We start from the raw sequence: 14,282 nt of genomic DNA, 5'->3' as shown, positions 1-14,282 counted from the left end.
GCGAGGGGATTTATCCCCGTTCGACTGCGAAGCAGTCGCAAATCCTCTGTACGCGATCTTCCTGACATACCACAGCTGCAGATTTTGGGGACGCTTCGCGACCCGACGGGGATAAATCCCCTCGCCACAGGGGTAATCGTCGCTCTGAGGATTTGCGTACAATGCCCGCTGCCCCGCTGGAGACTCCAATGACCCGACTCGCCACCCCACGCAAACCCCGCGCCCGCAGCCAGGCCCGGATCGATTCGATACTCGATGCCGCCCGCACGCTGCTGGCCGCCGAGGGCGTGGCCAGTCTGTCGATCTACAGCGTCGCCGAGCGCGCGGAGATTCCGCCCTCCTCGGTCTACCACTTTTTCGCCAGCGTCCCGGCCCTGCTCGAAGCCCTGACCGCCGACGTCCACGCCGCGTTCCGCGCATGCCTGCAAGCGCCCATCGACCACGGCGCCCTGCGCGACTGGCGTGACCTCTCGCGACTGGTTGAACAGCGCATGCTCGATATCTACGACGAAGACGCCGCGGCGCGCCAGTTGATCCTCGCCCAGCATGGCCTGACTGAAGTCACCCAGGCTGACCGCCAGCACGACATCGAGCTGGGCGACCTGATGCACAAGCTGTTCGATCATCATTTCGAACTGCCGAAGCTGCCGACAGACGTGGATGTGTTTGCCCTGGCCATGGAGCTGGGAGACCGGGTCTATGCGCGCTCGGTGCAACAGCATGGGCAGATTACCCCGCGCATGGCCGAGGAAGGGATGCGGGTGTTTGATGCGTACCTGGGGCTGTACTTGCCGCCGTATCTGCCGAAGCGAATTGTTCTAGCCTGATTTCTTTGCTGCCTTCAATGGCCTCTTCGCGAGCAAGCCCGCTCCCACATTTGATCCTCGGTGAGCAGAGAAATTGTGTATGACGCAGATCCAATGTGAGAGCGGGCTTGCTCGCGAAGGCTGCACCACCGAACTCACTGATTCATGCACATAAAAAACCCCGAAGGGCTCACACCATTCGGGGTTGTTCGCAGCGCACACGCCTTACAACTTGGCGATCGACACCTCGGTGGATTTCACAAACGCGATCACTTCGCTGCCGACCACCAGTTCCAGCTCTTTCACCGAGCGGGTGGTGATCACCGACGTCACGATGCCGGACGCGGTCTGCACATCGATTTCTGAAAGGACGTCGCCGAGTACGATTTCCTTGATGGCGCCCTTGAATTGGTTGCGAACGTTGATGGCTTTGATCGTCATGATGTTAATTCCTGTCGTTGAGATGAGGCTTGAGTTATTGAGCCCAACGCAATTGCGTAGGCAAGGGTGAAACAGGTTCCGGTTGCGGCGGCTCGCCGGGCAGTGCAAGTACGCGGTTGAGGACTTCGGTTTCCAGCGCCGCCAGCCGATGGGAACCCCGAACCCGTGGGCGCGGCAGTTCCACGTGCAGGTCGAGGCCGACTTCGCCCGCTTCGATCAGGATCACCCGATCGGCAATCGCCACCGCTTCACTGACGTCGTGGGTCACCAGCAACACGGTGAAGCCGTGCTTCTGCCAGAGCCGCTCGATCAGTTGCTGCATTTCAATGCGGGTCAGGGCATCCAGCGCCCCCAGCGGCTCGTCGAGCAATAGCAAACGCGGTTGATGAATCAGCGCACGGGCCAACGCAACACGTTGCTTCTGCCCACCGGACAGAGCCGCCGGCCATTCGTGGGCACGATCCGCCAGGCCGACCGACTCCAGTGCTTCCAGCGCCTGTGGACGCCAGTTGCCCTTGAGTCCGAGGCCGACGTTGTCGATGACTTTTTTCCACGGCAGCAATCGCGCTTCCTGAAACATCAATCGCGTGTCTTCCCGCGCATCGCTCAGCGGTGCCGAGCCGGCCAGCAACTGACCGCCCGTGGGTTTGTCGAGACCGGCGAGCAAGCGCAGCAGGGTACTTTTGCCGCAACCACTGCGGCCAACCACGGCGACGAACTGACCGGCAGGAATGTGCAGGTCGATCTCGCGTAATACCTGTCGCGAGCCAAAGGTTTTTTGCAGCTTGCGCACTGCCAGCGGAATACCGCGCAGCAGGCGTGGAGGTTGTTGAGCCGTCATGCGGCACCTCCTTTGGTCACTTGATAAGCCGGATGCCAGCGCAACCACACACGCTCAAGACCACGGGCCGCCAGGTCGGCCAATTTTCCGAGCACCGCGTACAACAGAATCGCCAGCACCACCACGTCGGTCTGCAAGAACTCCCGGGCATTCATCGCCAGGTAGCCGATGCCCGAGCTGGCGGAGATGGTTTCCGCCACGATCAGCGTCAGCCACATGAAGCCGAGGGCGAAACGCACGCCCACCAGAATCGAAGGCAACGCGCCGGGCAAGATCACCTGGCGGAACAGGCTGAAACCGGACAAACCATAACTGCGGGACATTTCCACCAACGCCGGATCAACGTTGCGGATGCCGTGGTAGGTGTTGAGGTAGATCGGGAACAAGGTGCCCAGCGCCACCAGGAAAATCTTCGCCGACTCGTCGATGCCGAACCACAGGATCACCAGTGGAATCAGCGCCAGGTGCGGCACGTTGCGGATCATCTGCACCGAACTGTCGAGCAGGCGTTCGCCCCATGTCGACAGGCCGGTAATGAAGCCCAACGCCAGACCGATACTGCCGCCAATGGTGAAGCCCAGTGCCGCACGCCAGCCGCTGATTGCCAGGTGAGTCCAGATTTCGCCGCTGCGCACCAGGCTCACGCCGGCCTCGATGACGGCGATGGGCGCCGGCAGAATCCGCGTCGACAACCAGCCCGCCGACACTGACAACTGCCACACTGCCAGCAACACGATCGGCAACGCCCAAGGGGCCAGGGTGTGGATGAGTTTCTTCATGGCGGCGTCTCAGCTCTGGGACGCAGCTTTGGGAAGGATGTCGTTGGCCACCATCTCGCCGAACGGGCTGACGTAACCGCTGCTTTTCGGCAGTTCGGGACGCTCGATATCCAGATGCGGGAACAGCAATTCGGCGACGCGATAGGATTCTTCCAGGTGTGGATAACCGGAGAAGATGAACGTGTCGATGCCCAGGTCCGCGTACTCCTTCACACGTGCGGCCACGGTCGGACCGTCGCCCACCAGCGCTGTCCCGGCACCGCCACGCACCAAGCCGACGCCGGCCCAAAGGTTGGGACTGACTTCCAGGTTGTCGCGGCTACCGCCATGCAGCGCGGCCATGCGTTGCTGGCCAACGGAATCGAAGCGCGCCAGGGAGGCCTGGGCGCGCGCAATGGTGTCGTCGTCCAGGTGCGAGATCAGTCGATCCGCCGCTTGCCAGGCTTCGGCATTGGTTTCGCGAACGATCACGTGCAAGCGAATGCCGAAGCGCACGGTGCGTCCGAGCTTCGCCGCTTTGGCGCGCACTTGTTCGATCTTTTCCGCAACAGCGGCCGGTGGTTCGCCCCAGGTCAGGACCATTTCCACCTGTTCAGCCGCCAGGTCCTGCGCCGCTTCCGACGAGCCGCCGAAGTACAGGGGCGGACGCGGTTGCTGGATCGGTGGATAGAGCAACTTCGCGCCCTTCACGCTGATGTGCTGACCGTCGTAATCAACGGTTTCGCCTTCCAGCACGCGACGCCAGATGCGGGTGAATTCCACCGAGGCTTGATAGCGCTCTTCGTGGCTGAGGAACAAACCGTCGCCGGCCAACTCCTCCGGATCACCCCCGGTCACCAGGTTGAACAGCGCACGCCCTCCGGACAAGCGATCCAGCGTGGCGGCCTGACGCGCCGCTACCGTCGGGGAAATGATCCCGGGGCGCAGGGCGACGAGGAATTTCAAACGCTGGGTCACCGGGATCAGCGACGCCGCCACCAGCCACGAGTCTTCGCAGGAGCGACCGGTGGGAATCAGCACCCCGCCGAAGCCCAGGCGATCCGCCGCTTGCGCGACTTGTTGCAGGTAACCGTGGTCGACGGCGCGAGCGCCTTCGGCGGTGCCAAGGTAATGGCCGTCACCGTGGGTAGGCAGGAACCAGAAGATATTGAGGCTCATGGAGTGGTCTCCTTAAAAAGTCGAATTACTGTGCGTTGGCAACGGCCGCCGGTGGCGTCCAGATCACGTCTTTGATGCTCAATGGCTTCGGAATCAGCTTGAGCTGGTAGAAGGTGTCGGCGATTTTCTGTTGGGCGGCGATCACTTCAGGCGTGAGGAACAGCGCACCGTAACCCTGGCGTTTCATCGAGGTCAGGGTGATGTCCGCTGGCAGGCCGATCAGTGGCGAAACCTGTTGGGTCACCTCGACGGGGTTGGCCTTGGACCACTCGCCGACCGCGCGAACTTCTTCCACCAGGGCCTTGATCACCTCAGGATTTTTTTGCGCGTAAGGCTTGGTCGCCAGGTAGAACTGATGGTTGTCGACGATGCCTTGGCCATCACGCAAGGTGCGTGCTTGCAGTTGCTGTTCGGCGGCAGCCTGGTAGGGGTCCCAGATCACCCAGGCATCGACACTGCCACGCTCGAACGCGGCGCGGGCATCGGCGGGCGGCAGGAATACGGTCTGGATATCGGTGTATTTGAGGCCGGCGTCTTCCAGGGCGCGAACCAGCAGGTAGTGGACGTTGGAGCCTTTATTCAGGACGACTTTCTTGCCCTTGAGGTCCTGCACCGATTTGATCGCCGAGTCCTTCGGCACCAGGATCGCTTCGCTGTGGGGGGCTGGCGGTTCGTAGGCGACGTAGAGCAAATCAGCGCCCGCCGCTTGGGCGAAGACGGGAGGTGTTTCACCGGTGACGCCGAAGTCGATGGAGCCGACGTTCAGGCCTTCAAGCAACTGCGGGCCACCGGGAAATTCAGTCCATTGCACCTCCACGCCTTGGGCGGCGAGGCGTTTTTCCAGCGTGCCCTTGGCTTTGAGCAGCACCAACGTGCCGTACTTTTGATAACCGATTCGTAACGTCTCGGCCTGAGCTTGAGAAATAACGCCGAAGGACACAGCCGCAACAAACAGGGCGACCAGACCACGACGCAAAATGACAGTGCGCATAGCGCTCTCCTTTTTGCAGTTAGGTTTTGGCTGCACCTGCTTGGCCGTTGGCGGCTGAGTAAGGTGAGTACTTCAAATTCAGGTGTGGCTTAAGTGCAGGCTTAAATGCTCCAGCGAGCACTCAACAAACGTTCATTCAACAGGTTCGGATCGAGCGGCTTGGGCCGTCGGGCCATGGCGCTGAAAAACAACTCCAGCGATTCGTTCAATCGTTGTTCCAGCTCCGGCGCCAATTGCGCCTGGGCGCTGCCTTCGCCGTAAGCGATCTGGCTGTCTACCGCGAAAATCCCGTGGAGCATTTCCTGGGCTTTCAACGCCGACAGCACCGGTTTGAGCGCGTAGTCCACCGCCAGCATGTGGGCGATGCTGCCACCGGTTGCCATGGGCAGAACCACTTTGTGGGCCAGCGCCCGTTCGGGCAGCAAGTCCAACACGGTTTTCAGTGCACCGGAGAACGATGCCTTGTAGACCGGTGTAGCGATCAACAGCCCATCCGCGTTTTCGATCTGTTGCAGCAAGTCGATCACCTTCGGACTGTCAAAGCGTGCATGCAGCAAGTCTTCGGCCGGGAAGTCCCTTACCTGGTAACTCACCACTTCCACACCTTGCTGCTGTAACCAGCGTTGGGAGCGTTCCAGCAAGACTCCGGAACGGGAGCGCGGACTGGGACTGCCACCGAGTGAGACGACCAGCATTCAGACGATTCCTTGAACGGTGCGGGCGATTCGCGGTTTGCGATCTCGCTTCGATGGAGTGACCTTAACAGGTGATTTATATATCTATAAATCATATTTATTCATTTGGTTATTCGCTTAAGATCTATGCGAAATACCTTTCTTTAGACAAAAAAAACAGGCCGTAAAAACGGCCTGAAACCCTCTGCTTTGTGGAGACCTTCAAAAGATCGCAGCCTGCGGCAGCTCCTACATGGATCGGCGTTCACCTGTAGGAGCTGCCGCAGGCTGCGATCTTTTGATCTTCAACGATTAGGCTGCGGCGTCAGGCGCAGGTACGGTTTCACCGCACGATAACCCTTGGGAAAGCGTTGCTTGATTTCGTCTTCGTCCTTGAGCGACGGCACGATCACCACTTCATCACCGTCCTGCCAGTTGGCCGGGGTGGCCACTTTGTAGTGGTCGGTGAGTTGCAGCGAGTCGATCACTCGCAAAATCTCGTGGAAGTTGCGGCCGGTGCTGGCCGGGTACGTGATGGTCAGCCGAACCTTTTTATTCGGATCGATCACAAACAGCGAGCGCACGGTCAGGGTGTCGTTGGCGTTTGGGTGGATCAGGTCGTAGAGGTCCGACACCTTGCGGTCGGCATCGGCGAGGATCGGGAAGGTAACGAGGGTGTTCTGGGTTTCGTTGATGTCCTCGATCCACTTGTGGTGCGAATCCACCGGGTCTACGGACAGGGCGATGGCCTTGACGCCTCGCTTGGCAAAATCATCCTTGAGCCTGGCAGTGAAGCCGAGTTCGGTGGTGCACACCGGGGTGAAGTCCGCCGGGTGGGAGAACAGCACGCCCCAGCTATCGCCCAGCCATTCGTGGAAACGGAGGGTGCCGACGCTGGAATCCTGTTCGAAATCGGGGGCAATATCGCCCAGTCTGAGGCTCATGGTGCTGCTCCTGATGAGTGCGGGTTGAGCTCAACTGTGCCTGTGTTGCCTATGAATTAAAAAGAATAAATATCGATTTATTTAGATCTTAAATGAATATTAAAGATCTGTTCACTGGACCTCTGCCAGCATCGCGACGAACATCGCCCACAAGGTTCGAGAAGGTCTGAGTTGCTGCAAAAGAGGGAAATTTCGAGGAGGGTTTACGGGGGTGAGCCTGACTTGAAACGCAAAAGCCCCGCCCGGCGTGATGCCGGGCGGGGCTTTTTTACGTCAGTGACGCGAGCGCTGTTACAGCAGCGGGATCGAGTAGCTGACGATCAGGCGGTTTTCGTCCTGGGAGCGCGTGCTCGGCAGGTCGGTACGCCAGGTAGCGTTTTTCCACATCACGCCGAGGTTTTTCAACGCGCCGGACTGAACAACGTAACCAACGGTCAGGTCGCGTTCCCACTCGGAAGCGCCGTTAGCCGCCTCTGCACCGCGAGCGTTAACGGTGTCGATATTGTCGCCATGCAGATAAACCATACCCGCCGTCAGGCCAGGCACGCCGACCTTGGCGAAGTCATACGAATAGCGTGCTAGCCAGGTGCGCTCGCCGGCACGGCCGAACTTCTGGATTTGCGAATCGGTGATGGTGTAGTTCGACGAGCCGTCGCCTTGGTTCAGCCACGGGAAGTCGCTGCTGCCGTTGCTGACCTGGTAACCGCCACCGAAGGTGTGACCGGCAACGGAGTACAGGAACAGGCCGCTGTACAGGTTGTTGTCGACCTGGCCTTTTCCGTTAGGCACGCCGCTGTAGTTGCCGGTGCTGTAGTAAAGCGGATTGTGACCGTTGGCTCCGTCGTCAGAGCTGTTGAAGTAGCGAAAGTCCGACTTCAACACGCCCGGGCCGATGGCCCAGTTGTGAACCAGACCCAGGAAGTGTTGCTTGTAGAAGTCTTCCAGGTTGCCGTAGTAGTACTGGGCCGTCAGGTCTTTGGTGATTTTGTAGTCACCGCCGGCATAGATGAACTTGTTGCTGTCACGAGCAGTTGCGCTTCGGCCGTTGGCGCCCGAAATCGACAACTGTTGGTTGTTGCTTGAGTTACGACCTTTGGCCTGCTCAATCTGACCACCGATCAGGGTCAGATCCTTAATGTCGTTCGAGCTGATCTGGCCACCCTGCCAGGTTTGTGGCAACAGACGACCGTCATTGGTGACGATGACAGGCAGTTTTGGCTGCAGGGTGCCCAATTTCAGCTCGGTCTGAGAGACCTTGGCTTTGGCAGTCAGGCCCAGGCTGGAGAAGTCATCAACCGCTTCGCCGTTGGACTTGCTTGGGAAAACAGTGCCGCCGTAGGAAGTCGCAGTGGCGCCGTTAGTGCCGCCACCCGAATCCAGCTTAACGCCCAGCAAGCCGATCGCATCAACACCAAAGCCAACGGTGCCTTGGGTGTAACCGGAGATGAAACGCAGATCGAAGCCTTGGCCCCACTCTTCGTTTTTGTTCGGGCCGGTACCGTCACGGTAATCGGTGTTGATGTAGAAGTTACGCAGCCCCAACGTTGCCTTGCTGTCTTCGATGAAACCTGCGGCGCTTGCCTGCTGCGCCAAAACCCCTACGGCCACAGCCAGGGTCAAGGTGGACTTGTTCATTTGTTTCGCTCCTATTGTTTCTAATTCTGTGTTTCTGGTCCTGGATCGATCGCCCGGGATCCTCAACGCGTAATTCGCGGCAGACCGTCTAGTCCGGTCGTTTGGCCGCGGCAGGATACAGATTCATAAGCCTAAAAAGAATCGTTTATAAATTTTTAATATCATTATGGAATATGCCAACACATGGCAAATCCGAGGTATCTGGCGAAAGGCCAATTCCTGAACTGATCAATTGTCGCGGGACGAAATTGCCGAAATCCGAGACTCACCGTGAATGTCGGACCGGCTTACTGTAGGCCTTCGGATAAAAAGCTAAAAAGAATAAAAAATAACTAGCCTAGCTGTTTTTGGAATATAAAAGAAAAGACGAAAAAAAGCCTCGCCAGCTGGCGAGGCTTCGTCTTGAAGCTATTACAGGAAGCTGTAGGTGTAGTTGAAGATCAGACGGGTCTGGTCAATATCTGGGCTGGCGGAGACTTCACTGCCACGGTAGACGCCATTACGCAACGTCACGCCGAAACCTTTAAGGGCACCCTGCTGGATGGTGTAGTCGATCCGCATGTCGCGCTCCCACTCGGATGCATCAGGGCCATTGCCGGTCGTGGCTTTGATATCGTCGCCATGCAGGTAGGCGACCGACGCTTTCAGACCTGGTACACCCAAGCTGGCGAAGTCGTAGCTGTACTGACCGAAGGTGGTGTTTTCACCGGCACGGATAAAGCTGTTAATCATGGAGTCGGTGAACAGATAGAAGCTGGTGCCCCCGTTCCCTTCCGAACGGTTATTGTCATTAACTACGCTGCCCTGGTTCAGCATGACGAAGCCGCCGTCATCGTTCACACGCTGATGGCCCAGCAGGAACGCGCTGCCACCCAGGGTGTAGGTGAACATGGCGCTCCAGGTCTTGTTGTCGACTTCGCCCGGGTTCTTGGCGAAACCACCGTTGTTATTGAACTGATAGCCTGGATCGCCGTTCTTGCCGTCGGAGCCGCTGTCAAAATAACGGAGATCCGTCTTGAAGGACTGATTGGCGTCGATCGTGAAAACGTGGATCAAGCCAAGGAAGTCCTGTTTGTAGTAATCCTTCAGATTCGCATGGTAGTACTGCAGGGTCAGGTCTTTGGTGACCTTCCAGTCAGCACCGGCGTAGCGGAACTGGTTGCTGTCCTGAGTACCGCCATTCACTGCCAGGCCGGTGGAGTTGGACGAGGCGCGACCCGCCGAGTGCTCCAGTTGACCTGCGTTGATAGTGACGTTGTCGATTTCCTTCGAAGTGATGGTGCCGCCGTCAAAGGTCTGTGGCAGCAGGCGGCTGTCGTTCGATAGCAGGATCGGCAACTGGGGTGCCAGAGCGCCACCCAGGTGAGCCTCGGTCTTCGAGAAGCGTGCCTTGACGTTAGCCGCCCCACGGCTCCACTCGTCCACGGCCGAGCCATCGGTATCGCTTGGGAAGAATGTGTTGGTGGCTGGGTGGTGACCCTTGCCGCCGTCCAGATGGATGCCCATCATTGCTTGGGCATCGATACCGAAACCAACAGTACCCTGGGTGAAACCGGACAGATAATCGAACTTCAGGCCTTCTGCGGTCTCTTTCTGATCCGCGCCGCCTTCACGGTTATCCTGGTCGTAAAACATGGTGCGGGAACTAACGGAAGCCTTGCTGTCTTCCAGGAAACCGGCGGCGCCTGCCTGCTGCGCCAAAACCCCAACAGCCACGGCCAAAGCCAAGGTCGACTTGTTCATTGTTTCGCTCCTCTCGTTTCTAATTCTTGTGTTCCTGGTTCGGGGTCAAATGCCTCGAATCCTAAGATGCGCGATTAGCGCCAGACCGTGACCCACAAGTCAATCGTAACTATGTGTGTCTACGACCATAGTCTAATCCCCGTTTTTTGGTCCTTGCGGGGTCATGAATTCGTCATAAACCCAAAAAGAATTGGTCAATTCTTTCTTTCATACCTTTTAGGAATAAATCTCACCCCCAACCATCGGCCCGAAATAGAGCGGCCGACTCATAAGCTAATTCCTAAATGGTATTTGTTAGCTTGTTTTTAGATCGATTAGCGTTGACGCAATTCGGAAACATTTCCTTTACCGAGAGGCGTTGCCATGACGACCAAACGCGCACTATCCAGTCCATTTGTTACAGCTTGTGTATCGCTCGTATTTTCTTTTTCCGCCCACGCAGCGAACCTCACTGTGGGTTATCAAACCGGGATCGACCCCAGCAAAGTCCCGCAAGCGGATGGCCTTTACGAGAAAACCATCGGCCAGCCTATCGACTGGCGGCGCTTCAACAGCGGCCCGGAAGTGGTCACCGCCATTGCGTCCGGCGATGTGCAGATCGGCAACCTCGGCTCCAGCCCGCTGGCGGCAGCGGCCTCGCGCAATCTGCCGATTGTCGCGTTCATCGTTTCCGCCCAGATCAATGCCGCCGAAGCCCTGGTGGTGCGTAATGGCAGCGGCATCAATAAACCGGAAGATCTGATCGGAAAAACCATCGCCACCCCGTTCGTTTCGACCTCCCACTACAGCCTGCTCGGCGCGCTGAAGCACTGGGGCCTGGACGCCTCAAAAGTCAAAGTGGTGAACCTGCAACCGGCGGAAATCGCCGCTGCCTGGAAGCGTGGGGACATTGATGGCGCGTTTGTCTGGTCGCCAGCCCTGGGGGAAATCCGCAAGACCGGCAAGACCTTGACCGATGCCGCTCAAGTCGGCCAATGGGGTGCACCGACCTTTGAAGTCTGGGTCGCGCGCAAGGATTACGCCGAGAAACACCCGGAGGTCGTGGCCAAATTCGCCAAGGTCACCCTGGATTCGTTCGCCGACTATGCCGCGCATAAAGACAGCTGGACGGCTGACTCGGTGCCAGTACAAAAAATCGCCAAACTGACCGGTGCGAACGCTGCCGATGTGCCGGAATTGCTGGCAGGCTCCGCCTTTCCGGATGCCAAGGCTCAACAAACCACCGCGCTGCTGGACGGCGGCACGGCCAAGGCGATTGGCGAGACGGCGAAGTTCTTGAAGGAACAAGGGAAGGTTGAAACGGTGCTGCCGGATTACTCGCCGTATGTCAGCGCGAAATACGTAACCGAGTGAAACACCGACCTGTAGGAGCAAGCTTGCTCGCGAAAAACGACGGGACAACGCGCTCATTCAAGCAGCACGCGTTATTGTTCACGTTCTTCGCGAGCAAGCTCGCTCCTACAGGGTCGGCGCGTGATCAGAGGGTTTTTTCGAAGATCTTCGAATTGCGCTGATAGTTGTACAGCGACGCCCGCGCCGACGGCAGCCGGTCCACGCTGCTCGGCACAAACCCACGCTCACGGAACCAATGGGCGGTCCGGGTGGTGAGTACGAACAAGGTTTTCAACCCTTGGGCCCGGGCACGGGTTTCGATCCGTTCCAGCAGTTCATCCCCGCGACCGCCATGACGGTATTCCGGGTTCACGGCCAGACACGCCAACTCCCCGGCATCCGAATCGGCAATCTGATACAGCGCCGCGCAAGCGATGATCATGCCTTCGCGTTCGACCACGCTGAACTGTTCGATCTCACGCTCCAGCACCTCGCGGGAACGACGCACCAGAATCCCCTGCTCTTCCAGCGGGCTGATCAAGTCCAGCAAACCGCCGACGTCTTCGATCGCCGCTTCGCGCACGACCTCGAATTGCTCCTGCGCCACCAGCGTACCGCCGCCGTCGCGGGTGAACAGTTCGGTCAGCAGCGCGCCGTCTTCGACATAGCTGACGATATGGCTACGAGCCACGCCGCCACGACAGGCTTCAGCGGCGGCATCCAGCAGTTCAGCCTGATAGTTGCTGCCCAGGCGCTGCAGATGCGCGGGCACTTGCTGCGGGCGCAGTTCGCGAACCAGACGACCGTTTTCGTCGATCAAGCCCAGGTCGGCACCGAACAGCAGGAGTTTGTCCGCGCCCAGATCAATGGCGGCGCGCGTGGCAACGTCTTCGCAAGCAAGATTGAAAATCTCGCCGGTCGGTGAGTAACCCAACGGCGACAGCAGCACGATGGAGCGCTCGTCCAGCAGGCGATTGATGCCCTTGCGATCGACCCGGCGTACTTCGCCGGTGTGGTGATAGTCGACGCCTTCGAGCACGCCGATTGGCCGCGCGGTCACCAGGTTGCCGCTGGCCACCCGCAGACGCGAGCCCTGCATTGGCGACGAAGCCATGTCCATCGACAGGCGCGCTTCGATCGCAATGCGCAACTGGCCGACCGCATCGATCACACACTCCAGCGTCGCCGCATCGGTGATGCGCATGCCGTGGTGGTAATGCGGGGTCAGGCCACGCGCGGCCAGGCGGGTTTCAATTTGCGGACGGGAACCGTGAACCAGCACCAGTCGCACGCCAAGGCTGTGCAGCAACACCAGGTCGTGGACGATATTGCCGAAGTTGGGGTGCTCCACGCCGTCGCCGGGCAGCATGACGACAAAGGTGCAATCGCGGTGGGCGTTGATGTAAGGCGAAGCGTGACGAAGCCAATTGACGTATTCGGGCATGAACCTGGGCCTGTAATAAATAGCAGCCGAAAAAAAGGGCGAAACTGAAAACGCACAGCGGGCTGGTGGTTATCGTCGGAACAGGCTTGGCGACACGCGCGCTCTCCTCATGAATACGGGTTGGGACACTGACAATTTACTGCGAACCCCCTGTAGGAGCTGCCGAAGGCTGCGATCTTTTGATCTTGCTTCTAAAAAATCAAAAGATCGCAACCTTCGGCAGCTCCTACAAGGTGTGCGGGTTTTGGGCCGGTGTCAGGCAGTAATGTTCAATCAACTGACGTAATAGATGCACCGTAGGCTGCAAACGTGACATTTCGAGGAATTCCCCCGGTTGATGGGCGCAAGCGATGTCGCCAGGGCCAAGCACCAGTGTTTCGCAGCCAAGGCGCTGAAGATAAGGCGCTTCCGTGCCGAACGCCACTGCTTCGGCGCGATGGCCGGTGAGCTTTTCCGCGAGCCGCACCAATTCGGCGTCCTCGGCCTGCTCGAAGGGCGGCACTTCGGGGAACAGCGGCGCGTAATCGATTTTCACCTGATGCCATTCGGCAATCGGATTGAGCTTCTCCAAAATCGCTGCACGCAGGGCGTTGGGGTCCATGCCCGGCAACGGCCGCAAATCGAACTCCAGCGAACACTGGCCGCAAATGCGGTTGGGGTTGTCGCCGCCATGAATGCAGCCAAAGTTCATGGTCGGATGGGGCACGCTGAACTGCGGGTTGCGGAATTCACGCTGCCAAAGCAGGCGCAAACCGCGCAACTCGCCGATGGCATCGTGCATGGCTTCAAGGGCGCTGTGGCCAAGGCGTGGATCCGAGGAGTGACCGCTCTGACCGAGGATGTCGATGCGCTCCATCATGATGCCTTTATGCATGCGGATCGGCTTGAGCCCGGTCGGCTCGCCAATCACCGCCGCACGGCCCAACGGCCGCCCCGCTTGCGCCAATGCACGGGCACCGGACATCGAGCTTTCTTCATCGCAGGTGGCAAGAATCAGCAACGGCTGCTTGAACGGTTGATCGAGCAAGGGTTTGACGGCTTCAATGGCCAGGGCGAAAAAGCCCTTCATGTCACAACTGCCCAAACCGACCCAGCGGCCGTCAACTTCGGTGAGTTTCAGCGGGTCGGTCTGCCACAGCGCGCCATCGAACGGCACGGTGTCACTGTGACCCGCCAGCACCAGGCCTCCGGGGCCGGAACCGAAACTGGCCAGCAGGTTAAACTTGCCGGGGCTGACCTGCTGAATGTCGCAGGCAAAGCCCAGGTCACCAAGCCAGGTCGCGAGCAAATCAATCACCGGACGATTGGTTTGATCGAGGCTGGGCTGGGTACAACTGACGGACGGCGCAGCGATCAGCGCAGCGAACTGATCTTTCATGGACGGCAATGGCATCGCTGACTCCCGACTCCCTAGTTGAAGTCCATCATAGAACCATCCAGTGACAGGAATAAACCGTCTCGGCTCGTCACCAAGCGTCAACAGACCCTATCTCG

The 14,282-nt window shown here is 58.8% G+C and carries 13 protein-coding genes; 2 read left to right on the top strand and 11 right to left on the bottom strand.

Annotated elements, in window-relative coordinates; genetic code table 11:
* Window positions 1–188 precede the first annotated feature (188 nt).
* Complete coding sequence (locus JFU37_RS13705) at window positions 189–827, top strand: TetR/AcrR family transcriptional regulator (protein WP_201115779.1); 639 nt, start codon at window positions 189–191, stop codon at window positions 825–827.
* Between the two features lie 204 nt (window positions 828–1,031).
* On the opposite strand, the gene JFU37_RS13700 is transcribed toward JFU37_RS13705, so the two are convergent.
* The 9 genes from JFU37_RS13700 to JFU37_RS13660 form a co-directional block, all read right to left on the bottom strand.
* Window positions 1,032–1,247, bottom strand: coding sequence for a TOBE domain-containing protein (locus JFU37_RS13700; RefSeq protein ID WP_007942473.1), 216 nt, complete (start codon window positions 1,245–1,247; stop codon window positions 1,032–1,034).
* A 34-nt stretch (window positions 1,248–1,281) separates the two neighbouring features.
* Window positions 1,282–2,088 carry an aliphatic sulfonates ABC transporter ATP-binding protein gene (ssuB, locus tag JFU37_RS13695; RefSeq protein WP_201115778.1) on the bottom strand — a complete coding sequence of 269 codons (807 nt, stop codon included), beginning with the start codon at window positions 2,086–2,088 and terminating at the stop codon, window positions 1,282–1,284.
* On the bottom strand, window positions 2,085–2,867 hold the full coding sequence (ssuC, locus tag JFU37_RS13690; RefSeq protein ID WP_201115777.1) for an aliphatic sulfonate ABC transporter permease SsuC: 783 nt from the start codon (window positions 2,865–2,867) through the stop codon (window positions 2,085–2,087). The genes ssuB and ssuC overlap by 4 nt, the downstream gene beginning before the upstream one ends.
* A gap of 9 nt (window positions 2,868–2,876) precedes the next feature.
* Window positions 2,877–4,025 (bottom strand): FMNH2-dependent alkanesulfonate monooxygenase, encoded by a 1,149-nt coding sequence (ssuD, locus tag JFU37_RS13685; protein WP_201115776.1) that lies wholly within the window; start codon window positions 4,023–4,025, stop codon window positions 2,877–2,879.
* A 25-nt stretch (window positions 4,026–4,050) separates the two neighbouring features.
* Entirely contained in the window at window positions 4,051–5,016 is a 966-nt protein-coding gene (locus tag JFU37_RS13680; protein ID WP_201115775.1) for a sulfonate ABC transporter substrate-binding protein, read from the bottom strand.
* A 101-nt stretch (window positions 5,017–5,117) separates the two neighbouring features.
* Entirely contained in the window at window positions 5,118–5,711 is a 594-nt protein-coding gene (gene ssuE / locus JFU37_RS13675) for an NADPH-dependent FMN reductase (protein WP_201115774.1), read from the bottom strand.
* Window positions 5,712–5,995: 284 nt separating this feature from the next.
* Entirely contained in the window at window positions 5,996–6,634 is a 639-nt protein-coding gene (locus tag JFU37_RS13670; RefSeq protein WP_201115773.1) for a peroxiredoxin, read from the bottom strand.
* Between the two features lie 291 nt (window positions 6,635–6,925).
* Window positions 6,926–8,269: an OprD family porin gene (locus tag JFU37_RS13665; protein ID WP_201115772.1), complete on the bottom strand. Its 1,344-nt coding sequence runs from the start codon at window positions 8,267–8,269 to the stop codon at window positions 6,926–6,928.
* 411 nt (window positions 8,270–8,680) lie between these two features.
* A complete protein-coding gene (locus JFU37_RS13660; protein WP_201115771.1) occupies window positions 8,681–10,012 on the bottom strand; it encodes an OprD family porin in 1,332 nt (443 codons plus the stop codon).
* 363 nt (window positions 10,013–10,375) lie between these two features.
* Between JFU37_RS13660 and tauA the strand changes: the two genes are divergently transcribed.
* On the top strand, window positions 10,376–11,365 hold the full coding sequence (gene tauA / locus JFU37_RS13655) for a taurine ABC transporter substrate-binding protein (RefSeq protein ID WP_201115770.1): 990 nt from the start codon (window positions 10,376–10,378) through the stop codon (window positions 11,363–11,365).
* 124 nt (window positions 11,366–11,489) lie between these two features.
* Here tauA and argA read toward each other — a convergent pair whose 3' ends face one another.
* Both argA and argE read right to left on the bottom strand, forming a co-directional pair.
* The gene (gene argA / locus JFU37_RS13650; protein ID WP_201115769.1) at window positions 11,490–12,788 is read right to left on the bottom strand and encodes an amino-acid N-acetyltransferase; all 1,299 of its coding nucleotides are present in this window, start codon (window positions 12,786–12,788) and stop codon (window positions 11,490–11,492) included.
* A 226-nt stretch (window positions 12,789–13,014) separates the two neighbouring features.
* Window positions 13,015–14,181: an acetylornithine deacetylase gene (gene argE / locus JFU37_RS13645; RefSeq protein WP_201115768.1), complete on the bottom strand. Its 1,167-nt coding sequence runs from the start codon at window positions 14,179–14,181 to the stop codon at window positions 13,015–13,017.
* Window positions 14,182–14,282 lie beyond the last annotated feature (101 nt).

Origin of the sequence: Pseudomonas sp. TH41 (assembly GCF_016650695.1) — a bacterium.
In the GTDB taxonomy this organism is placed as follows: Bacteria; Pseudomonadota; Gammaproteobacteria; order Pseudomonadales; family Pseudomonadaceae; genus Aquipseudomonas.
The sequence above is the reverse complement of the archived record's forward strand: the minus strand, read 5'-3'. Positions and strand labels throughout refer to the sequence as shown.

What these genes read in the sequence shown, in the direction of transcription:
- JFU37_RS13705 (WP_201115779.1), top strand. Translation starts at nt 189, where the DNA reads ATGACCCGACTCGCCACCCCACGCAAACCCCGCGCCCGCAGCCAGGCC.
- JFU37_RS13700 (WP_007942473.1), bottom strand. Translation starts at nt 1,247, where the DNA reads ATGACGATCAAAGCCATCAACGTTCGCAACCAATTCAAGGGCGCCATC.
- ssuB (WP_201115778.1), bottom strand. Translation starts at nt 2,088, where the DNA reads ATGACGGCTCAACAACCTCCACGCCTGCTGCGCGGTATTCCGCTGGCA.
- ssuC (WP_201115777.1), bottom strand. Translation starts at nt 2,867, where the DNA reads ATGAAGAAACTCATCCACACCCTGGCCCCTTGGGCGTTGCCGATCGTG.
- ssuD (WP_201115776.1), bottom strand. Translation starts at nt 4,025, where the DNA reads ATGAGCCTCAATATCTTCTGGTTCCTGCCTACCCACGGTGACGGCCAT.
- JFU37_RS13680 (WP_201115775.1), bottom strand. Translation starts at nt 5,016, where the DNA reads ATGCGCACTGTCATTTTGCGTCGTGGTCTGGTCGCCCTGTTTGTTGCG.
- ssuE (WP_201115774.1), bottom strand. Translation starts at nt 5,711, where the DNA reads ATGCTGGTCGTCTCACTCGGTGGCAGTCCCAGTCCGCGCTCCCGTTCC.
- JFU37_RS13670 (WP_201115773.1), bottom strand. Translation starts at nt 6,634, where the DNA reads ATGAGCCTCAGACTGGGCGATATTGCCCCCGATTTCGAACAGGATTCC.
- JFU37_RS13665 (WP_201115772.1), bottom strand. Translation starts at nt 8,269, where the DNA reads ATGAACAAGTCCACCTTGACCCTGGCTGTGGCCGTAGGGGTTTTGGCG.
- JFU37_RS13660 (WP_201115771.1), bottom strand. Translation starts at nt 10,012, where the DNA reads ATGAACAAGTCGACCTTGGCTTTGGCCGTGGCTGTTGGGGTTTTGGCG.
- tauA (WP_201115770.1), top strand. Translation starts at nt 10,376, where the DNA reads ATGACGACCAAACGCGCACTATCCAGTCCATTTGTTACAGCTTGTGTA.
- argA (WP_201115769.1), bottom strand. Translation starts at nt 12,788, where the DNA reads ATGCCCGAATACGTCAATTGGCTTCGTCACGCTTCGCCTTACATCAAC.
- argE (WP_201115768.1), bottom strand. Translation starts at nt 14,181, where the DNA reads ATGCCATTGCCGTCCATGAAAGATCAGTTCGCTGCGCTGATCGCTGCG.